Source organism: Modestobacter roseus (genome assembly GCF_007994135.1).
Taxonomy (GTDB): domain Bacteria; phylum Actinomycetota; class Actinomycetes; order Mycobacteriales; family Geodermatophilaceae; genus Modestobacter; species Modestobacter roseus.
This window is the reverse complement of the sequence record NZ_VLKF01000001.1, coordinates 1,109,690-1,132,583: the sequence shown is the minus strand read 5'-3', so window position 1 is coordinate 1,132,583 and position 22,894 is coordinate 1,109,690. Positions and strand designations below refer to the sequence as shown.

Below are 22,894 nucleotides of genomic sequence, written 5' to 3'. Positions count from 1 at the left end.
CGCACGACGCGGGCGGTGGGAGAGGCGCGCGTCGGTGCGCGCCCCTCCTACCGCCCGCGTCGGGGTCGTGTTCCGAAGCCGCCCGATCAGGCCGCGCGGGCCATCGGCGTCTCCGCGCCGACCGGCACCCAGCGCATCTCGAGGTGCCGGCGGCCGTCCCGGTCGGTCACCAGCGTCCAGCGGCACTCCGGGCAGAAGCGTTCGCGCATGTCCCATCCACCTTTCGTTCACCTGCTGTTCACCTTCTCCCCTGCATCGACCGATCGCACGCGCGACTGGAGGAGTCGTGACCGTTTCGTTACCGGACCATCTCGGACGCCAGCAGGGACGCGGCGCCGGGAAGCTGCCGGGCATCCGGCACGCTGTGGGGCACGATGACGCTCACTCCCGCCGGCACCGACGCCACCCCGGCCGACTCCCCCGCCGCCGCGCTGCCCTCACCCGCCGTCCGCTCGCTGATCGGCGACCCGGACGACCTCACCGAGCTGCAGTCGCTCGCCGGTGACCCCGACGCGCTGTTCACCCACTTCGCCGAGTGGGCCGCCGAGGGCGGCACGACGCTGTACCCCGCGCAGGAGGAGGCGCTGATCGAGCTGGTCAGCGGAGCCAACGTGGTGCTCGCGACCCCGACCGGGTCGGGCAAGTCACTGGTGGCCACCGGGGCGCAGTACGCGGCACTGGCCAACGACCGGGTGAGCTTCTACACCGCCCCGATCAAGGCCCTGGTCAGCGAGAAGTTCTTCGCCCTGTGCGGGGTCTTCGGCGCGCAGAACGTCGGCATGCTCACCGGTGACGCCTCGGTCAACGCCGACGCCCCGATCATCGCCTGCACGGCCGAGGTGCTGGCCAACATCGCGCTGCGTGAGGGGCCGGACGCCGACATCGGGCTCGTGGTGATGGACGAGTTCCACTTCTACGGCGACCCTGACCGCGGCTGGGCCTGGCAGGTGCCGCTCATCGAGCTGCCCAACGCCCAGTTCCTGCTGATGAGCGCGACCCTCGGCGACGTCACGGCGCTGCGCGAGGACATCACCCGCCGCACCGGCCGCCCCACCGCGCTGGTCGCCCACGCCGAGCGCCCGGTGCCGCTGCACCACTACTACGCGACGACGCCGATGCACGAGACGATCCAGGAGCTGCTGGACACCCGGCAGGCGCCGGTCTACGTCGTCCACTTCACCCAGGCCTCGGCGCTGGAGCGGGCCCAGGCGCTGATGAGCGTCAACGTCTCCACCAAGGAGGAGAAGCAGGCGATCGCCGACATGATCGGCGGCTTCCGCTTCTCCTCCGCCTTCGGCACGACGCTGTCCCGGTTGGTGCGGCACGGCATCGGCGTGCACCACGCCGGGATGCTGCCCAAGTACCGGCGGCTGGTGGAGCAGCTGGCCCAGGCGGGGCTGCTCAAGGTCATCTGCGGCACCGACACCCTCGGCGTCGGGATCAACGTGCCGATCCGCACCGTGGTGTTCTCCGCGCTGAGCAAGTACGACGGCACCCGGATGCGGATGCTCACCGTCCGCGAGTTCCACCAGATCGCCGGCCGGGCGGGGCGGGCCGGCTACGACACCGCGGGCACCGTCGTCGTCCAGGCGCCCGAGCACGAGGTGGAGAACCTCAAGCAGTTCGCCAAGGTCGCCGACGACCCCAAGAAGCGCCGCAAGCTGGTGCGCCGCAAGGTGCCCGAGGGCATGGTGCCGTGGAGCGAGTCGACCCAGCAGCGGCTGATCAACGCCGAGCCCGAGTCGCTGACCAGCCACTTCCGGGTTTCCACCGGGATGGTGCTCAACGTGCTGGCCCGGCCGGGCGACCCGGTCGCGGCGATGCGGCACCTGCTCACCGACAACCACGAGCCCCGGGCCCGGCAGCTCAAGCACGTGCGTGAGGTGATCGGCATCGCCCGTTCGCTGATCACCGCCGGCGTGGTCGAGCGGCTCGACGTCCCCGACCCCGACGGACGGCGCTACCGCCTCACCCTGGACCTGCCGCCGGACTTCCAGCTCAACCAGCCGCTGTCGACCTTCGCACTGGCCGCCATCGGCCTGCTCGACCAGGAGTCCGACAGCTACGCCCTCGACGTCGTCTCGGTGATCGAGGCGACCCTCGACGACCCGCGCCAGATCATCGCCGCACAGCTGAACAAGGCCAAGGGCGAGGCCGTGGCCCAGATGAAGGCCGAGGGCATCGAGTACGAGGAGCGAATGGAGCTGCTGGAGGAGGTCACCTACCCGAAGCCGCTCGAGGAGCTGCTCGGCCACGCCTTCGAGGTCTACTCCGCCGGCAACCCGTGGGCGCGCGACGCCCAGCTGTCCCCCAAGTCCGTGGTGCGGGACATGTGGGAGCAGGCGATGACCTTCCGGGAGCTGGTCAACCACTACGGGCTGACCCGCTCCGAGGGCGCGGTGCTGCGGTACCTCTCCGACGCGTTCAAGGCGCTGCGCTCCGGCGTGCCCACCGAGGCCCGCACGGAGGAGGTCACCGACCTGGTCGAGTGGCTGGGTGAGCTGGTGCGCCAGGTCGACTCCTCGCTGCTGGACGAGTGGGAGCAGCTGACCAGCCCGGACCAGCCGCTGGACGCACCGGTCGCCGTCCCGGCCCGCCCCCGGCCGCTCACCGGCAACGAGCGGGCGTTCACCGCCATGGTGCGCAACCAGCTGTTCCGCCGCGTGGAGCTGTGGGCCCGCCGCCGCTGGTACGACCTGGGCGAGCTGGACTCCGCCGCCGGCTGGGACGCCGACCGCTGGGGCGAGGTCGTGCAGGCCTACTTCGCCGAGCACGCCGAGGTGGGCACCGGCGCCGACGCCCGCGGCCCCGCCCTGCTCATCGTCGACCGGGACGAGCCGCGGCTGTGGCGGGTGCGCCAGATCGTCGACGACCCGGCCGGCGACCACGACTGGGGCTTCGACGCCGAGGTCGACCTCGGCGCCTCCGACGAGGAGGGCAGCGTCGTGCTCCGCCTGGTCGACGCCGGCCGCAAGGACTGAGGCCCCCCGGCTGCGGCGCTCGCGGGGCGTGCGCGGGCTCACCCGCAGCCCTGTGACACGCTCGCGGCGATGTGCGCATGACGGCGTGGGAGATGGTCGCGGTCGCCACCGCGGGGCTCGCCGCCGGGTCGATCAACGCCGTCGTCGGCTCCGGCACCCTGGTCACCTTCCCGGTGCTGCTGGCCGTCGGCCTGCCGCCGGTGACCGCGACCATTTCCAACTCCCTGGGGCTCGTGCCGGGCAACCTGACCGGGGCCATCGGCTACCGCCGTGAGCTGCGGGGCCAGCGCGGCCTGCTGCTGCGGCTGTTCCCCGCCTCCGTGCTGGGCGCCCTCACCGGCGCCTTCCTGCTGCTGCACCTGCCGGCCGCCGCGTTCGAGGCGATCGTCCCCGGCCTGGTGGCCCTGGCCGTCGTCCTGGTCGCCGTGCAGCCGCTGCTGCAGCGCTGGCTGGCCCGCCGCCGGGCCGCCGCCAGCGACACCGAACCGGCCGTGCAGGTCGTCGGCCGCGGCCGGCTGGCCGCGCTGTTCGCCGGGGCGTACGCCACCGGCACCTACGGCGGGTACTTCGCGGCGAGCCAGGGCGTGCTGCAGATCGGCATCTTCGGGCTGCTCCTGCGGGAGCCGCTCCAGCGGCTCAACGCGATCAAGAACGTGCTCACCCTCGGGGTGAACGCGGTGGCGGCGCTGACCTACGTCCTGGTCGCCACCGACCGGATCGACTGGACCGCGGCCGCACTGGTCGCCGGCGGCTCGGTGGTGGGCGGGTACGTCGGGTCGACGCTGGGCCGGCGGCTGCCCGCCCCGGTGCTCCGCAGCGCGATCGTCGTGCTCGGCCTCGTCGCGCTGGGGGTGCTGCTCACGCGATGACCGTGCTCGAGTTCGTCCTGCTGGTGCTCGCCGGGGTCGGCGGCGGCCTCACCGGCAGCATCGCCGGGCTGGCCTCGCTGGTCAGCTACCCCGCCCTGCTGGCGACCGGGCTGTCCCCGCTGTCGGCCAACGTGACCAACACCGTCGCGCTGGTGCTGAACAGCGTCGGCTCGGTCAGCGCCTCACGTCCCGAGCTCAGCGGTCAGCGCCCGCGGCTGGTCCGGCTGGGCGTCGCCGCGGTGCTCGGCGGGCTGTTGGGCGCCGTCCTGCTGCTGCTCACCCCGGCGGACGCCTTCGAGCTGCTGGTGCCCTTCCTGATCGCGGCGGCGTCGGTGGCCATCCTCGTCCAGCGGCCGCCCCGGGAACTCGCCGCGGAGGGCGCCGCCGATGCGGCGGCGCACCCGCCGCGGGACCACTGGGGGCTCGCGCTGGGCACCTTCCTCGTGGCGGTCTACGGGGGCTACTTCGGCGCTGCCGCCGGCGTGCTGATGCTGGCGATGTACCTGCTGGTGCTCGGTGAGGGCGTGCCGCGGGGGAACGCGCTGAAGAACCTGGTGCTGGGGCTGGCGAACCTGGTGGCGGCGCTGGGGTACGCGTTCCTCGCCGACGTCGACTGGCTCGCCGCGCTGCCCCTGGCCCTCGGCTTCTTCGTCGGCGGCCGGCTCGGGCCCCGGGTGGTGCGGCGGGTGCCGCAACGCCTGCTCCGGCGGGTCATCGCCGTCGCCGGACTGGCACTGGCGGTGCACCTGGGCATCGACGCCTACGGCTGACCGCATGATGGGGCCCTCGCCGGGGCACGAGGTGCCCGCGGCACAGCAGTACCGACCCACGGAGGACCGATGACCGCCCCAGGCCCCGCTGCCGACCGCTTCGCCCGAGAACTGGAGCAGGCACCGCCGGAGCTGCAGGCCCCGGAACTGCTCGGCGTCCGGCTGGCGCGCGCCTGCGCTGCGACGCTGCCGGTGGACGGCGCCGGTCTGGGCATCCACGACATGGGCGGCCTGCGGACGCCGCTGGGCGCCAGTGACCCCGTAGCGGCGCAGGCCGAGCGGTTGCAGTTCACCCAGGGCGTGGGCCCCTGCATCCGGGCGCACGACGACGGCGTCGCCATCGCCTTCGACGAGGGCGAGATCGCCCGCAACTGGCCGGACCTGCATGCGGCGCTCACCACGACGACGCCGTTCCGCGCGGTGCTCTCGGTGCCGCTGCTGCCCCCGCTCGGGCCGCTGGTGGTGCTCGACCTGTACGTCCAGGATCCCGAGGCGCTGCCGGCGATCGACCGGAACGAGGTGCTGGACGTCGTGGTCGCGGTGAGCCGCGAGCTCTCCGTCGCCGCCCGGGGTACGGCTGACGCCGAGCCGGACCCGGGTCGCGGCTGGTGGGAGGGGCCCGATGCGATGCGCCGGGCGCGGGTCTGGCAGGCGATGGGCATGGTCAACGTGGCGCACGGGCTCGACAGCGAGGACGCGCTGGCGCTGCTGAAGGCCCACGCCTTCGCCCAGGAACGCATGGTGGACGACGTCGCCGCCGACCTGGTCACCGGCCTCCTGCCGCTGGACGCCCTCCGGGTGCCCGCCGACGGGCAGAGCTGACCCGGGAGCCTCCCCCCGCATCGTTCAACCGACTGGTTGACGACAGGCTGCCGCCCGCCCCACCCTTCCTCAACCAATCGGTTGAGGAAGAGAGGAGGTCCGGTGGCGGCGGATGACCTGTCCCGGGTGTTCTCGGCCCTGGCCGACCCCACCCGGCGCGACATGGTGGCCCGGCTCGCCGTCGGCGACGCCACGGTCAACGAGCTCGCCGCCCCCTACGACGTGAGCCTCCAGGCGGTGTCCAAGCACCTCAGGATGCTCGAGGACGCCGGCCTGGTGACCCGCAGCCGGGAGGCCCAACGCCGCCCGGTGCACCTGGAAGCGCAGGTCTTCGACCTGATGACGACGTGGATCGAGCGCTACCGCCGCGAGGCCGAGCAGCGCTACCGCCGGCTGGACGACGTGCTCGCCGCGATGCCCGACGAGCCGCTGCCGGACGACGTCTCCCCCACCCCAGGCAAGGAAGGTCCGTCATGACCAGCACCAGCGCCCGCGAGACCCGGATCGTCGCCGACCCCGACGTCCCGCTCGTCCGGATCACCCGCGAGTTCGACGCCCCGCCGGAGAAGGTCTTCCGGGCCCACACCGACCCCGAGCTGGTCGCCCGGTGGCAGGGCCCGCACGGCATGGAGACCCGGATGGAGCACTACGACTGCCGGACCGGGGGCTCCTACCGCTACGTGCACACCAGGGACGGCGAGGAGCACGCCTTCCACGGCTCGTTCCACGACGTCCGCCCGGCCCAGCTGATCGTGCAGACCTTCACCTACGACGGCATGCCGGACGACGTCGCGCTGGAGCGGCTGGTCCTGGAGGAGCTGCCCGGCGGACGGACCCGCCTCACCGCGACCTCGCTGGTCGACTCGTTCGAGGGCCGGGACGCGTTCCTGGCCAGCGGCATGGAGACCGGCGTCCGCGAGGGCTACGAACGCCTCGACGCCCTGCTGGCCCACTGAGGACACCAGCCCGACGGTGCGGTTCCCGGCCCCGCGGGGCCGGGAACCGCACGGTCAGCTGCCGCCGGTGACGTAGGCGCTGAGCAGCAGCACGAAGGCGCTGGCGGTGATCAGCAGCCGGGCCGGGGTGAGCCCGTTGAGCAGGCCGGCGATCACCCCGACGTTCGCCGCCCGCGCCTCCGCGGCCTGCGCCCCGCGGCGCAGCAGCCGCACCTCGTCGGCGAGCAGCGTGCCACCGGCGCCCAGCAGCGACAGCCCGAGCACCACGAAGACCAGGGACAGCCGCTGGTCGAAGGTGTCCACCGCCGGGGCCAGGAACAGCACCACGACCAGGCCGAGCAGCAGCCCGACACCGGCACCGGCGACCGGCGCCCACGGGCCCATCCGGATCATCGGGTCGGGCCGGCGCAACCGCGGCCGCGGCCGCCGTCGGACGTCGACCGGCGTCGTCGGGTGCGGCGGGCCCGCGGGAGTCCCGTCCCCCGCCCCAGCCGGGGACGATTCCGACTCCGGCGGCGCCGACTGGTCGGCCCGCGCCGGCGCCGGGACCGGCGGCGCGTCGACCGTCGGCACCGGGCCGGTCGCCTGCGGGCCTCCTGCCGTCGCCGGCTCGGCAGCCGGCGCCTCCGTCGGCTCGGCGTTCTCCTGGACCGCCGCGAGGGCGGTCGCCCCACCGCGGGCCTCTCGCTCGTCACTCATCTGTTCGATCACCTCGGCGCGGACGGTAGGTCGCACCTCCGACACAGCGCCGGAGGCGGGCGGGTGTGGCGGGCGAGGCGGGTGGGATCCCGGCGGGGAGTGACCGACCGTGGTCCATCACGACCTGAGCGTCAGCGTGCGGGATCAGAGCAGCCGCCGGCTGTCCTCCGCGACCACCCGCAGCCAGCGGAACCCGTAGCCCTCCAGCGCCAGCTCGACCGAGCCGTCGTCGGCCAGCTGCACACCGCCCGCGGCGAGCAGGTCCTCCAGCCGGTGGGTGGCGCCGCAGCCGGGCACGGTGAGCGGCACCGTCAGCGGCTCGGCGCCCAGGTTGTGCACGGCGACGAGGGCGCCGTCGTCCCAGGTGCACAGGTGCGCCAGGACGGCGGCGTGCGGCTGCTCCAGCAGCTGGAACCCGCCCCAGCCCAGCTCCGGGGACTCCCGGTAGCGGCGGACCAGCAGCTTCATGAACGACAGCAGCGAGTCCGGGTCGCGGCGCTGGCCGGCGACGTTGACGAACTCGGGTGCGAAGCCGCCGTCGACGACCGGCCGGGTGAGCTGGTCGGCCGGGGCGTCGGAGAACCCGCCGGTGGCCCCGCTGGTCCACTGCATCGGGGTGCGCACCGACAGCCGGCTGCCGGCCGAGAGGTCCTCCCCCATGCCGATCTCCTCGCCGTAGAACAGCACCGGCGTACCGGGCAGGGAGAACAGCAGGCTGTAGACCATCCGCACCCGCCGCGGGTCGCCGGCCAGCATCGGCGGCAGCCGGCGGATCAGGCCGCGGTCGTACACCTGCATGTCCGGGTCGGGCCCGAAGGCGGCGAAGACCTCGGCGCGTTCGTCGTCGGCGAGCTTGTCCAGGGTCAGCTCGTCGTGGTTGCGCACGAAGGTGCCCCACTGGCTGTCCGGGGAGATCTCCGGACGTGCAGCCAGCGAGGCGGCCAGCGGCCCGGCATCGCCGCGGGCCAGCGAGAGGTACATCTGCTGCATGGTGTTGAAGTCGAACTGCATGGTCAGCTCGTCGCCGTCGGAACCGCCGAAGAAGTCCGCCTGCTGCTCGAACGGCAGGTTGACCTCCCCCAGCAGCACCCCGGAGCCGGTGCGCCGGCCGAGGAAGGCGCGCAGCGCGCGCAGGTAGGCGTGCGGGTCGGGGAAGTGCCGGGCGGACTCCTCGTCCACCCCGGCGGTCTCCAGCAGGAACGGGACCGCGTCGACGCGGAAGCCGGACAGGCCGAGCTCCAGCCAGAAGCCCATGATCTTGGCGATCTCGTCCCGGACCCGGGGGTTGGTGACGTCGAGGTCGGGCTGCTCGGCGTAGAAGCGGTGCAGGTACCAGGTGTCGGTCTCCGGGCTGTGCGTCCAGATGCCGTCCTCGGCATCGGGGAAGACCACCTGGTCGCTGGTGTCCGGCGGCTCGTCCTCGCGCCACACGTAGAAGTCCCGGTACGGGGACTCCTTGCTCGCCTTGGCCGACTGGAACCAGGGGTGCTGGTCGGAGGTGTGGTTGACGACCAGGTCGGCGATCACCCGCATGCCGCGGTCCTTCGCCGTCCGGATCACCTCCACCAGGTCACCGAGCGTGCCCAGCCGGGGGTCGACCCCGTAGTAGTCGGTGATGTCGTAGCCGTCGTCCCGCCCGGCGGTCGGGTAGAAGGGCATCAGCCACAGGCAGGTGACGCCGAGGTCGGCCAGGTGGTCCAGCCGTTGGGCCAGGCCTTCCAGGTCGCCGACCCCGTCGCCGTCCCAGTCCATGAACGTCTCGACGTCCAGGCAGTAGACGACGGCGTTCTTCCACCACAGGTCGCTCGTGTCGGTGATCCGCACGGGTCAGCTCCTCAGTCCAGGACGGCGGGCTCGGGCACCTGCGCCGGACGGCGCGGCTCGGCCGGGCCGGGCGGGTCGATGGCCACGGCCGGGGCGGGTGCGGTGACGTCGAGCTGCGGCAGCACGTGCTCGCCGAAGGCGTCCAGGAACGGCAGCTGCTCCTGGCCCACGTGGTGCAGGTACACCTGGTCGAACCCCAGGTCGACGTACTCCGCGATCCAGGCCGCGTGCTGGCCGAGGTCGCTGGAGATGCGCACCGACTCCCCCATGTCCTCGGGCCGCACGTGTTGGCTGGCCTGGTCGAAGGCGCGGGTGGTGTCCAGGTCCCAGCACAGCGGCGGCGGGAAGACGTTGCTGCGCCACTGGTCGTGCGCGATCGCGACCGCCTTCTCCTGGTCGGGGTCGTAGGAGACGTGCACCTGGATGGTGAGCGTGCCCTGCCCGCCGGCGTCCCGGTAGGCGGCGACGACCTCGCGCAGCACGTCGTGCGGCTGGTTGATGGTGACCAGCCCGTCGGCCCACTCGGCGTGCCGAGCGGCGGTCCGCGCCGAGACGGCCGGGGCGATGAGCGCCGGCTGCTGCTCCGGCCGCGTCCAGATGCGCGCCCGGTCGACGGTGACCAGCCCGTCGTGGCTGACCTCCTCACCGGCCAGCAGCGCGCGGATGATGTCCACGCACTCGCGCAGCCGGGCGTCGCGCAGCTCCTTGCGCGGCCAGACGTGCCCGGTGACGTGCTCGTTCATCGCCTCACCGGAGCCCAGCGCCACCCAGAACCGGCCCGGGAACATCGACCCGAGGGTGGCGATCGCCTGGGCGACGATCACCGGGTGGTAGCGCTGGCCGGGGGCGTTGACCGCCCCGAACGGCAGCCCGGTGGTGGCCAGCGCGGCGCCCAGCCAGGACCAGGCGAAACCGGACTGGCCCTGCCGCTCGTTCCAGGGCTCCAGGTGGTCGGAGCACATCGCCGCGGTGAAGCCGACCTGCTCGGCGTGCTGCACCGCCCGCAGCAGGTCGGCAGGGTGCACCTGCTCGTGGGAGTTGTGGAAGCCCAGCACCGTCATGCCGCATGCCTACCGGCGTCGGCGATCACCCGCCGGGTGGGTGCAGGCCGCAACGACCGCGGGCGGGTGACCACCCGGCTCCAGCGGGGTGGTCACCTGCCGGGACGCCCCGCTCGGGCCGAGGTGATCACCGCCACCACCGCCACCACCGCCGCCGCCGCCGCCGGACCCAACGCCACGTCCAGATGGGTCGCGCCCGTGGGTCGGCCCGTCGCGCGGCAGCGTCAGCGCTTGAGCACCTCGTGCCAGAGCATGTACCCGGCGCCGACGCGGAGACCCGGGGTGGCGACGGCGGCGATCCCCCGGACGAACCGGTCGTCGTCGAGCTGGTCGAGGAGCATGCCGGCGAGGTCCTCGCGGGCACAGAAGGCGGCGTCGATCTCGGTGTCCGCCACCGCGTACCCGGTGCCGGGTGCGTCGGTCAGCCCGGGCGGTCGGACGATCGTCCAGTCCAGATCGCTGGCCGATACCAGCACCTCCATCCCGGCCATGTCGTCGTAGACGGTCCTGCCGACGTACTGCCGCATCAGGAGGCGGAACGCCCGGCCCACGACCCCGGCGTCCGGGTCCGGTGGCCCCAACCCGGACGACGTCACGACGACCAGCCGCCGCCGCTGGTGGCGCGTCATCGCCTCGACGAGCAGCCGGGCGCTCGCCGAGTAGACCTGCACGGGTCGTCGCGTGAAGGACGCACCGATCGCGCAGACCACCGCGTCGGCCCCGGCGACCGCGGCGTCGATCACCCGCTCGTCGGTGGCGTCACCGGCGAGGACGTGCAGCCGGTCGTGCCGGATCGGGAACGACTCGGGGTGCCGGGTCAGCGCGCTCACCCGGTGCCCGCGGTCGAGGGCCTGCTGCACGACCCGCCGACCGGTCGGGCCGTTCGCTCCGAGGACGAGCAGCCTCGCGTGCCGCGGGCCGCCCGCGTCGCCGTGCGGGGAGGTCCGGCTCCCGGTCACAGGTCGACGGTGTCGTTGCGGACCGGGTCCCGGTCGGCGTCCCGGGTGACCGCGGCACGCAGCGTCTGCAGGACGTAGGACGCCGTGCTGCTCGGTCCCTCCCAGTACTCGGCGCTCTCGGCCTCGACCCGGATCAGCGTGAGCCCCGGGGTGTCGAGCCCCTGGGGGAACCAGGCCTGGAGCACCTTCGTGTACAGCTGCTCGGCCTTCGCCCGGTCGGAGACGACGTGCGCGGTGCCCGCGATGGAGGTCCACGAGTGGTCACCGGTGTCGGAGAAGGAGACGTTGACCGCCGGCGCCGCCTCGATCTGGTGCACCTTCGCGGAGTCCGCGGAGGCGAAGAACCACAGGTCGCCGTCGAACTCGGCCTCCTGCAGGGCCATCGGGCGGCTGACGTGCCTGCCCTCCGGCGTCATCGTGGTGAGCATCGCCACCTTCGCCTTGCTGACGAGGTCCGCGATGTGCTGCCGGTCGCTGGTCGTGGTGTCGGGCATGATCGGTCCCCTCGGTGGAGTTACAGACCTCTGTAAGTTACGCCTCGAGGGCGATCCGGCAACCCGGCGCCGGAGGAGCCCGGGCAGGATGTGGGCGTGCAGCCATCGGACGACGCGGACCCGGGCCTCGACGGGGTGCTGACCTGGAACCTGGTCCGGGTGGCCCGGTTCGCCGGGTACCGGATGACGCTCGCCCTGGCCGACCACGGGATCAACCCGATCCACTTCGGGGTGCTCGCGTTCCTCGCGGTCTACCCGGAGATGACCACCTCCGAGATCGCACGCGCGGTCCTGGTCCGGCCGCAGAGCATGTCCCCGCTGCTGGACGGGATGGAGCAGCGGGGCCTGATCCGCCGCACCGGCGCCCGCGCCCGCGGTCGACGCAACCCGGTGCAGATCACCGACACCGGCCGGCAGACGCTCGACGCCGTGTGGGGAGTCGCCCAGGCCACGAGCGACCTCGGTGACGCGGGGCTGACCGCCGACGAGAGCCGGCAGCTCAACGAGCTGCTGCTCAAGATCGTCCGGGCCACCAGCGACGCGCCCCGGCCGGACGCCAGCCTGTACCCCGCGTCAGACGGCGACGCCTGACCCGCCCACCGTCGCCGGTGGTGGGTGCACCAGCAGCCAGCTCGTCACGCCGGCCCCGTCAGCTGCCCGCCGCACGGCGGTAGCGGCGGCGGCCGGGTGCCGAGGTGACGCCGTGCGCGAGCGTGCTGGCCGCGACCACCAGCGTGCCGGCCGCCCACAGCCGGGGATCGGTCACCCCCTCCTCCTCGCTGAAGGAGAGGTAGAACAGCGCGCTCACCCCGACCGGCCCGAACCAGCCCAGGAAGACCGCATCGCGCAGCTCCAGCCCGAGCGGCCGCATCAGCGCCAGCAGCACGGGGGGCCGCCGCAGCAGCAGCACCGCGATCGGGAAGACCACGACACCCCAGCCCAGATCGCCCCACGCCGACCACGGCAGCAGGATGCCCAGCAGCAGGAACAGCGGGAGCACCAGGTACCGGTTGACCCCCTCGTCGATGGTGTTCTGCGGGCCGACGTCGTCCTGGCTGACGACGAAGTTGTAGGCGAGCCCCGCGACGAACACCGCGAGGATCCCGTCGGCGTTCGCCAGCCGCGCGATGCCCAGCACCGCGACCGCGAGCACCAGGGTGAACACCAGCGACGCACCCTCGGAGACGTCGTCGCGGCTCTGCGCGAAGCTGACCGCGCGCCCGGCCAGCAGCCCCACGACGGCGCCGATGACCACGGCGACGACGACCTGGTACAGGCCGTCGAGGGCCGCGTGGCCCAGGGACTCGCCCAGCACGAGCGCGATCCCGAGCAGCACCAGCGGCAGCGCGAGCCCGTCGTTGGTGCCCGACTCGGCGGAGAGCAGCTGCCGGGTGCGCGCCGGCAGGTGCTCCTCGGCCGGCTCGCCGGTGACCACGCTGGAGGCGAGCACCGGGTCGGTCGGGGTGATGCACGCACCGATGAGCGCGGCGAGGGCCACCGGCACGCCGAGGACCAGCCAGGCCACCCCGGCCGAGAGCAGCGCCATGCCGGCCATCCCCGCGGTCACCAGCAGGGTCGTGGGGGTGATGATCGGCCGCAGCCGGCGCACCGGGTAGCGCAGCGCCACCCCGATCAGCGAGACCGCCAGCAGCACCCGGGCCGTCTCCTCGACCAGGGTCGAGCGGCTGGCGTCGGCGATCTCGATCCACCCGAGCACCTGCGGGCCGACGACGACGCCGAGCACCATCGCCAGCAGCGGCTCGCTGACGGGCAGGTCGCGCATCTTGCTCGACAGCGCGGCCAGCACCACCGCCAGGCTGCCGACCAGCGCATACCCCAGGTGCAGGTCCTGCACTGGTCCTCCTCGCCCGGCTCCGGTGGATGGCGGACGACGTGCCGGTCACCGCGCCCCGGCGCCCCGTGCCCACCGACCGGTCGGCGGGAAACACGACCGGTTCAGAACGTGATGCCGAGCGCGACCCCGCCGAGCAGGTAGACCGCGGCGGTGATCAGCACGATGCCGATCACGTTGAGGACGACACCGGCCCGCAGCATCTGCCCGATCGTGACGTAGCCCGAGCCGAACACGATGGCGTTGGGCGGGGTGGCCACCGGGAGCATGAACGCGCAGGTGGCCGCCAGGGCCGCGGGCACCAGCAGCACCAGCGGCAGCAGGTCCAGCCCGAGCGCGACCCCGCCGAGGACCGGCAGGAAGGCGGCGGCGGTGGCGGTGTTGCTGGTGACCTCGGTGAGCAGCAGCACCACGCCGGCGGTGATGGACACCAGCACGATGGCCGGCAGCGCCCCGACCGCGCCCACCTGGCCGCCGATGTACTCGTCCAGCCCGCTCTCCTGGACCGCGGCGGCCAGGCTCAGCCCGCCGCCGAAGAGCAGCAGCACCCCCCAGGGCAGCTGCTGGGCGGTGTGCCAGTCCAGCACCGAGACGCCCTCCCGCGCCTTCACCGGGATGAGGAACAGGGCGATCGCGGCCGCGATCGCGATGGCCGGGTCGCTGAGCTCGGCGACGAACGGCAGCACGTCGGTGAGCGCCTCCCACCCGGTCAGCGGCTGCCGGAACACCCACAGCAGGGCCGTGACGACGAACACCGCGAGCACGGTCCACTCGCCGCGGGACATCTTCCCGAGCTGGTCCAGCTCGGACTGGATGACCTGCCGACCCCCGGGGATCTCCCGCAGACCGGACCGGAAGGCCACCTTGGTGAGCACCAGCCAGGCGAGCCCGAGGAAGACCACCGCCAGCGGCAGGCCGAGCAGCATCCACTCCCCGAACCCCAGGACGATGTCGTAGTTCTGCCGGACGAAGGCCGCCAGGATCAGGTTGGGCGGGGTGCCGATGAGCGTGGCGAGCGAGCCGATGCTGGCGGCGTAGGCGATGCCCAGCATCAGCGCGACGGCGAAATTGCGGGTGTCCTTGTCCTTGATGGCCTCGGTGACCGCCGTCGTCCCTCCTCGGGCCTGGTCAGCGGCGGCGGCGTCCTCGTCCCCGGCGCCCACCCGGTCCAGCACCAGCAGCAGCACGCTGAGCCCGATGGGCAGCATCAGCACGGTGGTGGCGGTGTTGCTCACCCACATGCTGAGGAACGCGGTGGCGACCATGAAGCCGCCGATCAGCCGGTTCGGCTCCGTGCCGACCGCCCGCACGGTGAGCAGTGCGATGCGCCGGTGCAGCTCCCACTTCTGCATCGCCAGCGCGATCATGAAGCCGCCCATGAACAGGAAGATGTTCGGGTCGGCGTAGGGCGCGGTGGCCTCGCCGACCGGGAGCACCCCGAGCAGCGGGAACGCCACGATCGGCACCAGCGCCGTCGCCGGCAACGGCAGGGCCTCCGTCATCCACCAGACCGCGAGCAGCACCCCGATCGCCGCGGTGGTGCGCCCGGCGGTGCTCAGGTCGTCGCTCTGGCGGAGCAGGAAGTAGACGACGAGCGCGGCGACCGGGCCGCCGATGCGGCCGGCCCACTGCCGCCGCGGCGGGACGGCGGTGTCGGTGACGTCGGGCTGGTCCTGGTCGACCGGCTCCCCGGCCCGTGACGCCGAGGAGCCGGTCCGCTCGGGGCGGGTGCCGCTCTCGGCGCTCACGCGGGCTGCAGCTCGGCGGCGACCGCGGCCGGCGCCGGCTCATGACCCAGCGGTTCCCGGCGGAACCGGCCGGTGCCGTGGGAGAGCGAGCGGAGCGCGCGGGCGTAGTCGAGCAGTTCCCGCTCGGGCACCTCGGCGCGCACCGTCGTCTCCTCGCGGCCGGGGCCGACGTCGCTGCCGGTCACCCGGGCCCGCCGGCCGGCGAGGTCGCCGAGCACCGGGCCCACCGCGTCGACCGGCACGACCGCCTCGATCCGGCACCACGGCTCCAGCACGCGGGTGCCGGCGGTCGCGGCGAGCTCGCGAAGCGCCAGCGCACCGGCGGCGGCGAAGGCCGCGTCGGAGGAGTCGACCGAGTGCGCCTTGCCGTCGACCAGGGTGACGGCGACGTCGACCAGCGGCCGGTCCGGGCTCACCCCGCGGGCGGCCTGCGTGCGGATGCCCTTCTCCACGCTGCCGTGGAACTGCCCGGGCACCGCGCCGCCGACCACCCGCTGGTCGAAGGTGATCCCCGACCCGGGCGGCCCGGGCCGGCCCTCCACCACGACAACGGCGTACTGGCCGTGCCCGCCGGACTGCTTCACGTGCCGGGCGGTGACCGTCGCCGGCCCGGCGAGCGTCTCCACCAGCGCCACCCGCACCGGTGGGGTGGCGACGGTGACCTGGTAGCGGGTGCGCAGGTGCTCCAGCAGCACCTCCGCGTGCGCGTCGCCCGTGCACCACAGCAGCAGCTGCCCGGTGTCGGTGCGCCGCTCGACCCGCACGATGGGGTCCTCCAGGGTGAGCCGGGCGAGCGCCGCGGCCAGCCGGTCCTCGTCGGTGCGGGAGGCCGCCGCCACCGCGACCGGCAGCTGTGGCACGGGCAGGTCCCACGGCTGGACCACCAGCGGTCGCTCGGGGTCGGACAGGGTGTCCCCGGTCTCCGCCGTCGCCAGCCGGGCGACCGCGCACACGTCACCGGCCAGGCACTCGGCCACCGGGCGCAGCACGCTGCCGAGCGCGCCGGAGATCGCGCCCACCCGCTCGTCGGCGTCGTGGTCGGGGTGCCGGTCGCCCCACCCGTGCCCCTGCCCGTGCCCGGAGACGTGCACCGGCATGTCCGGCCGGAGCCGCCCGGAGAAGACCCGCACCAGGCTGATCCGGCCCAGGTAGGGGTCGGTGGTGGTCTTGACCACCTCGGCCACCAGCGGGCCGTCGGGGTCGCAGGAGACCCGGCCGGCGGGGCTGCCGTCGGGGCGCAGCACCGGCGGGCAGGGCCGCTCCAGCGGCGACGGGAAGCCGGTGACCAGCAGGTCCAGCAGTGCGTCCACGCCGAGCCCGGTGAGCGGGGAGACGCACAGCACCGGGTGGAAGGCCCCCCGGGTGACCGCGGTCTCGAGGTCGGCGACCAGCTCGGGCAGGCCGATCGGGGCGCCGTCGAGGTAGCGCTCCATCAGCGTCTCGTCCTCGCTCTCGGCGATCACCGCCTCGATGAGCTCGGCGCGCAGCCGGTCGGCGTCCGGCGTGCCCGGCTGGGGTTCGAGCAGCGAGACCAGGGCGCCCCCGTCGACCAGCTGCACCGGGTGCACGCCCGCGCCCAACTGGGCCGCGCAGGCGCGGACCACCTCCGCGACGTCGGCCCGGGGCCGGTCGAGCTGGGTGACGACGACGGCGCGCGGCAGGCCGGCCGCCGCGCACTCGTCCCAGAGCGTGACGGTGCCGGCGTCGACCCCGGCCACGGCGGAGACGACGAACAGCGCGGCGTCGGCGGCGCGCAGCGCGGCCCGCAGCTCGCCGAGGAAGTCCGGCGACCCCGGGGTGTCGAAGAGGGTGATCCGGTGGCCGTCGTGCTCCACGGTGGCCGCGTGCAGCGTCACCGAGTGCTGCAGCCGCACTTCCACCTCGTCGGTGTCCAGGCAGGTGGTGCCGTCCTCCACCCGCCCGGCCCGGGGCACCGCCCCGGTCGCCGCCGCCAGCGCCTCGGCCAGCGTGGTCTTCCCCGCCCCCGCCCGTCCGACCAGTGCGACGTTGCGCACCCGGTCCGGCGGGCGGGGCGCAGGAGCGCCCGGCCTGTCCCTGCCGTTCTCCCTGCCCTGACCGGCCACCTGGACCTCCGTGCAGACGACGTCGTCCCGAGTGGCCACTGTGGCCTGGATCACGTGCGAGGGCAAGGGTCGGAGGCCCCTGCCCGGCCGGGGAGACTGTCGGCGTGCTGCCACCGCCGGGGACGCCGGGCGCCGACCTGCCGGTCCGCGCCGTGCTCGCCCGGCTCACCGAGGCGCTCACCGCCGCCGGCACCGCGGTGCTGGTCGCCCCGCCGGGCACCGGCAAGACCTCGCTGGTGCCGCTGGCACTGGCCGACCACCTGCCGGGCCGGGTGCTCGTCGCCGAGCCCCGCCGGGTCGCGGCCCGCGCCGCTGCCCGGCGGATGGCCGCCCTGGTCGGTGAGCCGGTGGGGCGGTCGGTCGGCTACAGCGTGCGCGGCGACAGCCGGCGCAGCGACGCCACCCGGGTGGAGGTGGTCACCACCGGCCTGCTGGTGCGCCGGCTGCAGGCCGACCCGGAGCTGCCAGGGGTCGCCGCGGTGGTGCTCGACGAGTGCCACGAGCGGCAGCTGGACACCGACCTCGCGCTGGCCTTCGGCGTCGACGTGCGCGCCGCGCTGCGCCCGGAGCTGGCCCTGCTGGCGATGTCGGCGACGGCGCAGGCATCGCGGCTGGCGGCCTTGCTGGGCGGCGAGGGTGGGCCGGCGCCGGTGGTCGAGGCCACCGGAGCGCTGCACGACGTCGAGACCGTCTGGTGCCCGCCGGAACCCGCGGTGGCCCCGCCGCACGGCACCCGGGTCGACCCGCGGCTGCTGGACGCGGTCGCCACCACGGTCCGGCGCGCCCTGGCCGAGGCGGCCGGCGACGTGCTGGTCTTCCTGCCCGGCGCGGCGGAGATCGGCGGGGTGGCCGGCCGGCTCACCGGCGTCGACGCCGACGTCCGCCCGCTGCACGGCCGGCTGCCGGCCGCCGACCAGGACGCCGCCCTGACCCCCGGACCACGACGGCGGGTGGTGCTGGCCACCGACGTCGCCGAGACCAGCCTGACGGTGCCCGGCGTGCGCGTCGTCGTCGATGCCGGGCTGGCCCGGGTGCCCCGGTTCGACGTCGCCCGGGGGCTGGGCGCGCTGGTGACGGTGCGGGTCTCCCGGGCCGCGGCGGTGCAGCGCGCCGGCCGCGCCGGGCGGGAGGCACCGGGGCGGGTGTACCGGCTGTGGTCGGCCGCCGAGCACGACCGGCTGCCGGCCGCCGCCGAGCCGGAGATCGCGGTCGGCGACCTCACCGGCTTCGCCCTCGAGCTGGCCTGCTGGGGCTCCCCCGACGCCGCCGGCCTGGCGCTGCCCGACGCACCTCCCGAGGCCGCGTTCACGGTGGCCCGGGCGGCGCTGCGCGAACTGGGCGCGGTGGACGACGCCGGGCGGGTCACCGCCCGGGGCCGCGCGCTGACCGCGGTGGGCGCCCATCCCCGGCTGGCCCGCGCGCTGCTCGACGGTGCGCCACTGGTGGGCCGGCGGCGGGCCGCGGAGGTGGTGGCGCTGCTGTCGGCCGACGTCGCACCCCGGTCCGACGACCTGGTCGCGGAGTGGCGCGCCCTGCGCGGCGCCCGAGGCGGGCCCGCCGCCCGGTGGCGGGACGAGGCCGGCCGGCTCGCGCGGGCGGTGCCCGACGCGGCACCGGCCGGGTCGGGGCCCGACGGCCACCTCCCTGACGACCAGCTCCCCGACGACCAGCTCCCCGACGACCAGGCGGCCGGGCTGGTCGTCGGCCTGGCGCACCCGGAGTGGCTGGCCCGGCGGCGGCCGGGCGCCGAGCGGACGTACCTGCTGGCGGCCGGCACCGGCGCGGAGCTGACGCCGGGCACCGCGCTGGGCGGGGCGACCTGGCTGGCGGTGGCCGCCGCCGACCGGGCGCCCGGCCGGGCCGACGCGCGGGTGCGGCTGGCGGTCGCCGTCGACGAGGCGACGGCGCTGGACGCCGGCGCGTCCCTGCGCCGCACGGGCCCGGAGGTGTCGTGGCGCGACGGCGACGTGCGGGCGGCGCAGGTGGAGCGGCTGGGTGCGGTGGTGCTCACCGAGCGGCCGCTGCCCGACCCGGACCCGGCGGCGGTGGGCGCGGCGGTGGCCGAGGGGCTGCGCCGCGAGGGGCTGGAGCTGCTGCACTGGACGCCCGCGGCCGGCGCGCTGCGTGCACGGCTCGCCGCGGCGCACGCCGGCCTCGGCGACCCGTGGCCGGCGGTCGACGACGCCGCGCTGCTGGCGGCGCTCGCGGACAGCCCGGCGGTGGCCGCGGCCCGGGACCGGGCGGCGCTGCGGCGGGTCGACGTCGCCGGGGCGCTGCGGTCGCTGGTGCCCTGGCAGCTGGCCGGCCGGCTGGACGAGCTGGTGCCCGAGCGGGTCGTGGTGCCCACCGGCTCCGCGCTGCGGGTGGACTACGCCGACCCGTCGGTGCCGACGCTGTCGGTGCGGGTGCAGGAGGTGTTCGGCTGGGCCGACGCCCCGGTGGTGGCCGGCCGGCCGCTGCGCCTGCAGCTGCTCTCCCCCGCCTCCCGGGTGATCGCCACCACCGGCGACCTGGCCGGTTTCTGGGTCACCGGGTGGCCCGGCGTGCGCAGCGAGCTGCGCGGCCGCTACCCCCGCCACCCGTGGCCGGAGGACCCGGCGTCGGCAGCCCCGACCCGCCGTGCCAAGCCGCGCGGCGGGCCGGGGTGAACGGCAGGACCGCGCCGGGTCACCCCAGGGCGGCGGACAGCTCCGGCACGAAGGACTCCAGCAGGTAGGGCAGGCTCAGCGCGCTGGCGAACTGCAGGGCGTCGTAGTCCGCGCCCTCGGCGAAGACCACCCGGCCGTCGGTCACGGTCTGCAGGCCGGAGAGCACCGGGTCGCCCTCGATGCCGGCCCGCTCGGCGTCCGAGCCGGACTGGAAGACGATCAGGTCCGCCTCCAGCATCCGGGCCTCCTCGCGGCTCACCGTGCCGTAGAACTCGCTGTCGGCCACGGCGTCCAGCGCGGGGTCGACGGTCATGCCCAGGTCGAGGAAGAACTGGGTGCGGGTGTCCGCCGAGGTGTGGAACGGGTACTCGCCCTCGTAGGCCGGGCCGGACAGGGTGACGGTCTTCCCCGCGAACTCGGGGTGGTCGGCACGGACCTGCTCGATCTGCGCCTCGACGTCGGCGATGCGCTCCTCGGCCCGCTCGGGCTGCCCCAGGGCCTGCCCGGTCACCCGGGTCTGCTCCTGCCACGGGGTGCCGAAGGCCGTGTACTCGGCCGGCTGGACGACGGTGGGCGCGATCTGGCTGAACGTCTCGTACTCGTCCTCGGTGAGCCCGGCGGTCACGGCCATGATCAGGTCCGGGTCCAGCGCGGCGACCGCCTCGGGGTCGACCTCGTTGCGGGGCAGGATCTCCACCTCACCTGCACCGGCGATCCCGGCGTCGCCGGCGGCCTCGTCGGCCCAGGGGAAGAAGACGTCGTCCTCGGGCCCGAAGGCGTACCGGACGGCGACCGGCACGACGTCGAAGGCCAGGATCGCGTCCTGTTCGGTGTAGCCGAGGGAGACCACCCGGATGGGCTCCTCGGGGATCTCGGTGGCGCCGTAGGCGTGCTCGATGGTGACCGGGAACGCGCCGCTCTCCTCGCTCGAGGACGGCGCCGCGGCAGCGTCCCCCTCGGCGTCGGAGCCGCAGGCGGCCAGCAGGGACACGGGGACGGCGAGGGCCAGCACGCCGGTGAGCGTGCGGCGCGCGAGCGAGCGGGAGCGTGGCATACGGTGTTTCTACATGAGGCAAGGCTTGCCTAACCAATTGCCTCCGTCGCGCTGAACGCCCCGGGCGTGGACGTGACCTGCACCCCTCACCCGGCAGCGGCGACCGGCAGCGGAGAGGATCAGGGGGTGACCAGCACGCCCGCGAAGCCGACCACCGACGCCTGGGGCATCGACGCCAGCTGGCTCGACGCCCTCGACGAGGAGCACACCGTCTCCGAGGAGACGATCGAACTGCTGCGCCAGGTGATCGGCCATCCACCCACCGACCTGCTCGACCGGGCCCCGATCGTGGCCCGCCCCGGCGACCCGCTGGAGGTCGAGGGCGCGGAGGTGACCTGCGAGGACGGCGAGGTCCGGCGCGTCGACGGCTCGCTGCCGGAGGACTTCCCGCTCGGCTACCACCGGCTGCGCACCACCGACGGCCGCGACCGGCGGCTGATCGTCTCCCCCGGCCGCTGCTGGCTGCCCGAGGGCTGGCGCGGCTGGGGCTGGGCGGTGCAGCTGTACGCCACCCGCGGCCGGGACAGCTGGGGCATCGGCGACCTGGGCGACCTGCGCACCGTCCGGGAGTTCGCCCAGGCGCAGGGGGCGGGCTTCGTGCTGGTCAACCCGCTGCACGCGGTGGCCCCCACCGCGGGCCAGGAGGACAGCCCCTACCTGCCGGCCACCCGCCGGTTCCGCAACCCGGTCTACCTGCGCATCGCCGACGTCCCCGGGATCGAGGCGGTCGACGCCGAGACCGACGCCGGCCGGGCGCTCAACGACGGCGAGCTGATCGACCGCGACGCCATCTGGGCGGTCAAGCGCCGGGTGCTGCAGCGGGTCTTCGACGCCGGGCGCGACTCCGGTGCCGACGAGGGCCCGTTCCGTGAGTGGTGGTGGCACCAGGGCCAGCCGTTGATGGACTGGGCGACCTGGTGCGCGATCGCCGACGAGCACGGGCCGAACTGGCAGACCTGGCCGGCCGAGCTGGTCGACCCCCGCGGCACCGGCGTCGCCGACTTCGCCGCCGGGCACGACCGGCAGATCGCCTTCCACGCCTGGCTGCAGTGGCTGCTCGACGTCCAGCTGCGCGCGGCGACCGAGGGGATCACGGTGATCCAGGACCTGCCGATCGGCGTCGCCGGTGGCGGCGCCGATGCGTGGGCCTGGCAGGACGTGCTGGCCCAGGGCGTGAGCGTGGGCGCCCCGCCGGACGCCTTCAACAGCCAGGGCCAGGACTGGGGCTCCCCGCCGCTGGTGCCCTGGCGCCTGCAGGCCGCCGACTACGAGCCGTTCATCCAGTCGATCCGGGCCACCATGGCCGGTGCGGGCGGCCTGCGGGTCGACCACGTAATGGGGCTGTTCCGGCTGTGGTGGGTGCCCTCGGACGGTTCCGCCGCCGACGGCGCGTACGTGCGCTACCCCTACGAGGACATGCTCGACATCGTCGCGCTGGAGAGCCACCGCGCCCAGGCGATCGTGGTCGGCGAGGACCTCGGCACCGTCGAGGACGGCGTCCGGGAGGCCATGGCCGAGCACGGCATCCTGTCCTACCGCCTGCTCTGGTTCGAGGAGGACGAGCCGGCGCAGTGGCCGGCCGAGGCGATGGCGGCGATCAGCACCCACGACCTGCCCACGGTCGCGGGGCTGTGGACCGGCGCCGACCTGACCGAGCAGCGCGAGCACGGGGTCGGCACCGAGGAGGAGCTGGAGCGCGGCCGGGCCTCGCTGCTGGCGCGGCTGTCCACCGTCCCGGCCGACGCGACGCCCGTCGAGGCGGTCGAGGCCGCCCACCGGCGGCTGGCGACGGCGCCGTCGACGCTGCTGTCGGCGACGCTGGACGACGCCCTGGCCGTGGCACGCCGGCCGAACATGCCCGGCACCACCGACCGGCCCAACTGGTGCATCCCGCTGCCGGTGCCCACCGAGGAGCTGGCCGGGCACCCCGGCGTGCAGGCGGTGGCCGGGGTGCTGGCCGAGGGGCTGCGGCCCGCGAAGCCCCAGCGCGCCCGGAAGGCCGCGAAGAAGACGGCCGCGAGGAAGAAGAAGAGCTGACCCGGTGCCGGGCCGGGCGCCGCACCCCGGCCCGGC

At 74.8% G+C, this 22,894-nt stretch carries 19 protein-coding genes; 9 read left to right on the top strand and 10 right to left on the bottom strand.

What is annotated here, in order from left to right:
- Positions 1 to 86: 86 nt before the first annotated feature.
- Positions 87 to 209 (bottom strand): hypothetical protein, encoded by a 123-nt coding sequence (locus tag JD78_RS22515; RefSeq protein ID WP_267128589.1) that lies wholly within the window; start codon positions 207 to 209, stop codon positions 87 to 89.
- Between the two features lie 165 nt (positions 210 to 374).
- On the opposite strand from JD78_RS22515, the gene JD78_RS05445 reads away from it, so the two are divergent.
- The 6 genes from JD78_RS05445 to JD78_RS05420 all read left to right on the top strand — a co-directional run bounded on the left by JD78_RS05445 (position 375) and on the right by JD78_RS05420 (position 6,398).
- On the top strand, positions 375 to 2,981 hold the full coding sequence (locus tag JD78_RS05445) for a DEAD/DEAH box helicase (protein WP_208103991.1): 2,607 nt from the start codon (positions 375 to 377) through the stop codon (positions 2,979 to 2,981).
- A 77-nt stretch (positions 2,982 to 3,058) separates the two neighbouring features.
- A complete protein-coding gene (locus tag JD78_RS05440; protein ID WP_153361876.1) occupies positions 3,059 to 3,850 on the top strand; it encodes a sulfite exporter TauE/SafE family protein in 792 nt (263 codons plus the stop codon).
- Positions 3,847 to 4,620: a sulfite exporter TauE/SafE family protein gene (locus JD78_RS05435; RefSeq protein WP_153361875.1), complete on the top strand. Its 774-nt coding sequence runs from the start codon at positions 3,847 to 3,849 to the stop codon at positions 4,618 to 4,620. The genes JD78_RS05440 and JD78_RS05435 overlap by 4 nt, the downstream gene beginning before the upstream one ends.
- Before the next feature lie 69 nt (positions 4,621 to 4,689).
- Positions 4,690 to 5,442 carry an ANTAR domain-containing protein gene (locus tag JD78_RS05430; RefSeq protein ID WP_153361874.1) on the top strand — a complete coding sequence of 251 codons (753 nt, stop codon included), beginning with the start codon at positions 4,690 to 4,692 and terminating at the stop codon, positions 5,440 to 5,442.
- Positions 5,443 to 5,544: 102 nt separating this feature from the next.
- A complete protein-coding gene (locus tag JD78_RS05425) occupies positions 5,545 to 5,919 on the top strand; it encodes an ArsR/SmtB family transcription factor (RefSeq protein ID WP_153361873.1) in 375 nt (124 codons plus the stop codon).
- Positions 5,916 to 6,398 carry an SRPBCC family protein gene (locus JD78_RS05420; protein WP_153361872.1) on the top strand — a complete coding sequence of 161 codons (483 nt, stop codon included), beginning with the start codon at positions 5,916 to 5,918 and terminating at the stop codon, positions 6,396 to 6,398. The genes JD78_RS05425 and JD78_RS05420 overlap by 4 nt, the downstream gene beginning before the upstream one ends.
- Positions 6,399 to 6,452: 54 nt before the next feature.
- Here JD78_RS05420 and JD78_RS05415 read toward each other — a convergent pair whose 3' ends face one another.
- The 5 genes from JD78_RS05415 to JD78_RS05395 form a co-directional block, all read right to left on the bottom strand.
- On the bottom strand, positions 6,453 to 7,097 hold the full coding sequence (locus JD78_RS05415; protein ID WP_166521009.1) for a hypothetical protein: 645 nt from the start codon (positions 7,095 to 7,097) through the stop codon (positions 6,453 to 6,455).
- A 144-nt stretch (positions 7,098 to 7,241) separates the two neighbouring features.
- Entirely contained in the window at positions 7,242 to 8,921 is a 1,680-nt protein-coding gene (locus JD78_RS05410; protein WP_153361870.1) for an alpha-amylase family protein, read from the bottom strand.
- 11 nt (positions 8,922 to 8,932) lie between these two features.
- On the bottom strand, positions 8,933 to 9,982 hold the full coding sequence (locus JD78_RS05405) for a TIGR03885 family FMN-dependent LLM class oxidoreductase (RefSeq protein ID WP_166521008.1): 1,050 nt from the start codon (positions 9,980 to 9,982) through the stop codon (positions 8,933 to 8,935).
- A 224-nt stretch (positions 9,983 to 10,206) separates the two neighbouring features.
- Positions 10,207 to 10,941 carry an NAD(P)-dependent oxidoreductase gene (locus JD78_RS05400; protein ID WP_153361869.1) on the bottom strand — a complete coding sequence of 245 codons (735 nt, stop codon included), beginning with the start codon at positions 10,939 to 10,941 and terminating at the stop codon, positions 10,207 to 10,209.
- Positions 10,938 to 11,435 carry a pyridoxamine 5'-phosphate oxidase family protein gene (locus JD78_RS05395; protein ID WP_153361868.1) on the bottom strand — a complete coding sequence of 166 codons (498 nt, stop codon included), beginning with the start codon at positions 11,433 to 11,435 and terminating at the stop codon, positions 10,938 to 10,940. The genes JD78_RS05400 and JD78_RS05395 overlap by 4 nt, the downstream gene beginning before the upstream one ends.
- 96 nt (positions 11,436 to 11,531) lie before the next feature.
- Here JD78_RS05395 and JD78_RS05390 point away from each other — a divergent pair, with 96 nt between their 5' ends.
- Positions 11,532 to 12,026 (top strand): MarR family winged helix-turn-helix transcriptional regulator, encoded by a 495-nt coding sequence (locus JD78_RS05390; RefSeq protein WP_153361867.1) that lies wholly within the window; start codon positions 11,532 to 11,534, stop codon positions 12,024 to 12,026.
- Positions 12,027 to 12,084: 58 nt separating this feature from the next.
- Here JD78_RS05390 and JD78_RS05385 read toward each other — a convergent pair whose 3' ends face one another.
- The 3 genes from JD78_RS05385 to JD78_RS05375 all read right to left on the bottom strand — a co-directional run bounded on the left by JD78_RS05385 (position 12,085) and on the right by JD78_RS05375 (position 17,119).
- Positions 12,085 to 13,290, bottom strand: coding sequence for a cation:proton antiporter domain-containing protein (locus JD78_RS05385; protein WP_153361866.1), 1,206 nt, complete (start codon positions 13,288 to 13,290; stop codon positions 12,085 to 12,087).
- A gap of 101 nt (positions 13,291 to 13,391) precedes the next feature.
- On the bottom strand, positions 13,392 to 15,035 hold the full coding sequence (locus JD78_RS05380) for an SLC13 family permease (RefSeq protein WP_153361865.1): 1,644 nt from the start codon (positions 15,033 to 15,035) through the stop codon (positions 13,392 to 13,394).
- Entirely contained in the window at positions 15,032 to 17,119 is a 2,088-nt protein-coding gene (locus JD78_RS05375) for an elongation factor G-like protein EF-G2 (RefSeq protein WP_153361880.1), read from the bottom strand. Before JD78_RS05375 ends, JD78_RS05380 begins: the two co-directional genes overlap by 4 nt.
- Positions 17,120 to 17,223: 104 nt before the next feature.
- Here JD78_RS05375 and hrpB point away from each other — a divergent pair, with 104 nt between their 5' ends.
- Entirely contained in the window at positions 17,224 to 19,767 is a 2,544-nt protein-coding gene (gene hrpB / locus JD78_RS05370; protein ID WP_166521007.1) for an ATP-dependent helicase HrpB, read from the top strand.
- A gap of 19 nt (positions 19,768 to 19,786) precedes the next feature.
- Here hrpB and JD78_RS05365 read toward each other — a convergent pair whose 3' ends face one another.
- Positions 19,787 to 20,821 (bottom strand): ABC transporter substrate-binding protein, encoded by a 1,035-nt coding sequence (locus tag JD78_RS05365; protein WP_153361864.1) that lies wholly within the window; start codon positions 20,819 to 20,821, stop codon positions 19,787 to 19,789.
- A gap of 126 nt (positions 20,822 to 20,947) precedes the next feature.
- Between JD78_RS05365 and malQ the strand changes: the two genes are divergently transcribed.
- On the top strand, positions 20,948 to 22,858 hold the full coding sequence (gene malQ, locus JD78_RS05360) for a 4-alpha-glucanotransferase (protein WP_153361863.1): 1,911 nt from the start codon (positions 20,948 to 20,950) through the stop codon (positions 22,856 to 22,858).
- The last annotated feature ends 36 nt before the right edge of the window (positions 22,859 to 22,894 follow it).

Excerpts from the sequence above, each read along its gene's own strand:
- JD78_RS05415 (WP_166521009.1), bottom strand. The coding sequence starts at position 7,097 with ATGAGTGACGAGCGAGAGGCCCGCGGTGGGGCGACCGCCCTCGCGGCG.
- JD78_RS05445 (WP_208103991.1), top strand. The coding sequence starts at position 375 with ATGACGCTCACTCCCGCCGGCACCGACGCCACCCCGGCCGACTCCCCC.
- JD78_RS05420 (WP_153361872.1), top strand. The coding sequence starts at position 5,916 with ATGACCAGCACCAGCGCCCGCGAGACCCGGATCGTCGCCGACCCCGAC.
- JD78_RS05395 (WP_153361868.1), bottom strand. The coding sequence starts at position 11,435 with ATGCCCGACACCACGACCAGCGACCGGCAGCACATCGCGGACCTCGTC.
- JD78_RS05435 (WP_153361875.1), top strand. The coding sequence starts at position 3,847 with ATGACCGTGCTCGAGTTCGTCCTGCTGGTGCTCGCCGGGGTCGGCGGC.
- JD78_RS05440 (WP_153361876.1), top strand. The coding sequence starts at position 3,059 with ATGACGGCGTGGGAGATGGTCGCGGTCGCCACCGCGGGGCTCGCCGCC.
- JD78_RS05405 (WP_166521008.1), bottom strand. The coding sequence starts at position 9,982 with ATGACGGTGCTGGGCTTCCACAACTCCCACGAGCAGGTGCACCCTGCC.
- JD78_RS05430 (WP_153361874.1), top strand. The coding sequence starts at position 4,690 with ATGACCGCCCCAGGCCCCGCTGCCGACCGCTTCGCCCGAGAACTGGAG.
- JD78_RS22515 (WP_267128589.1), bottom strand. The coding sequence starts at position 209 with ATGCGCGAACGCTTCTGCCCGGAGTGCCGCTGGACGCTGGTGACCGAC.
- JD78_RS05365 (WP_153361864.1), bottom strand. The coding sequence starts at position 20,821 with ATGCCACGCTCCCGCTCGCTCGCGCGCCGCACGCTCACCGGCGTGCTG.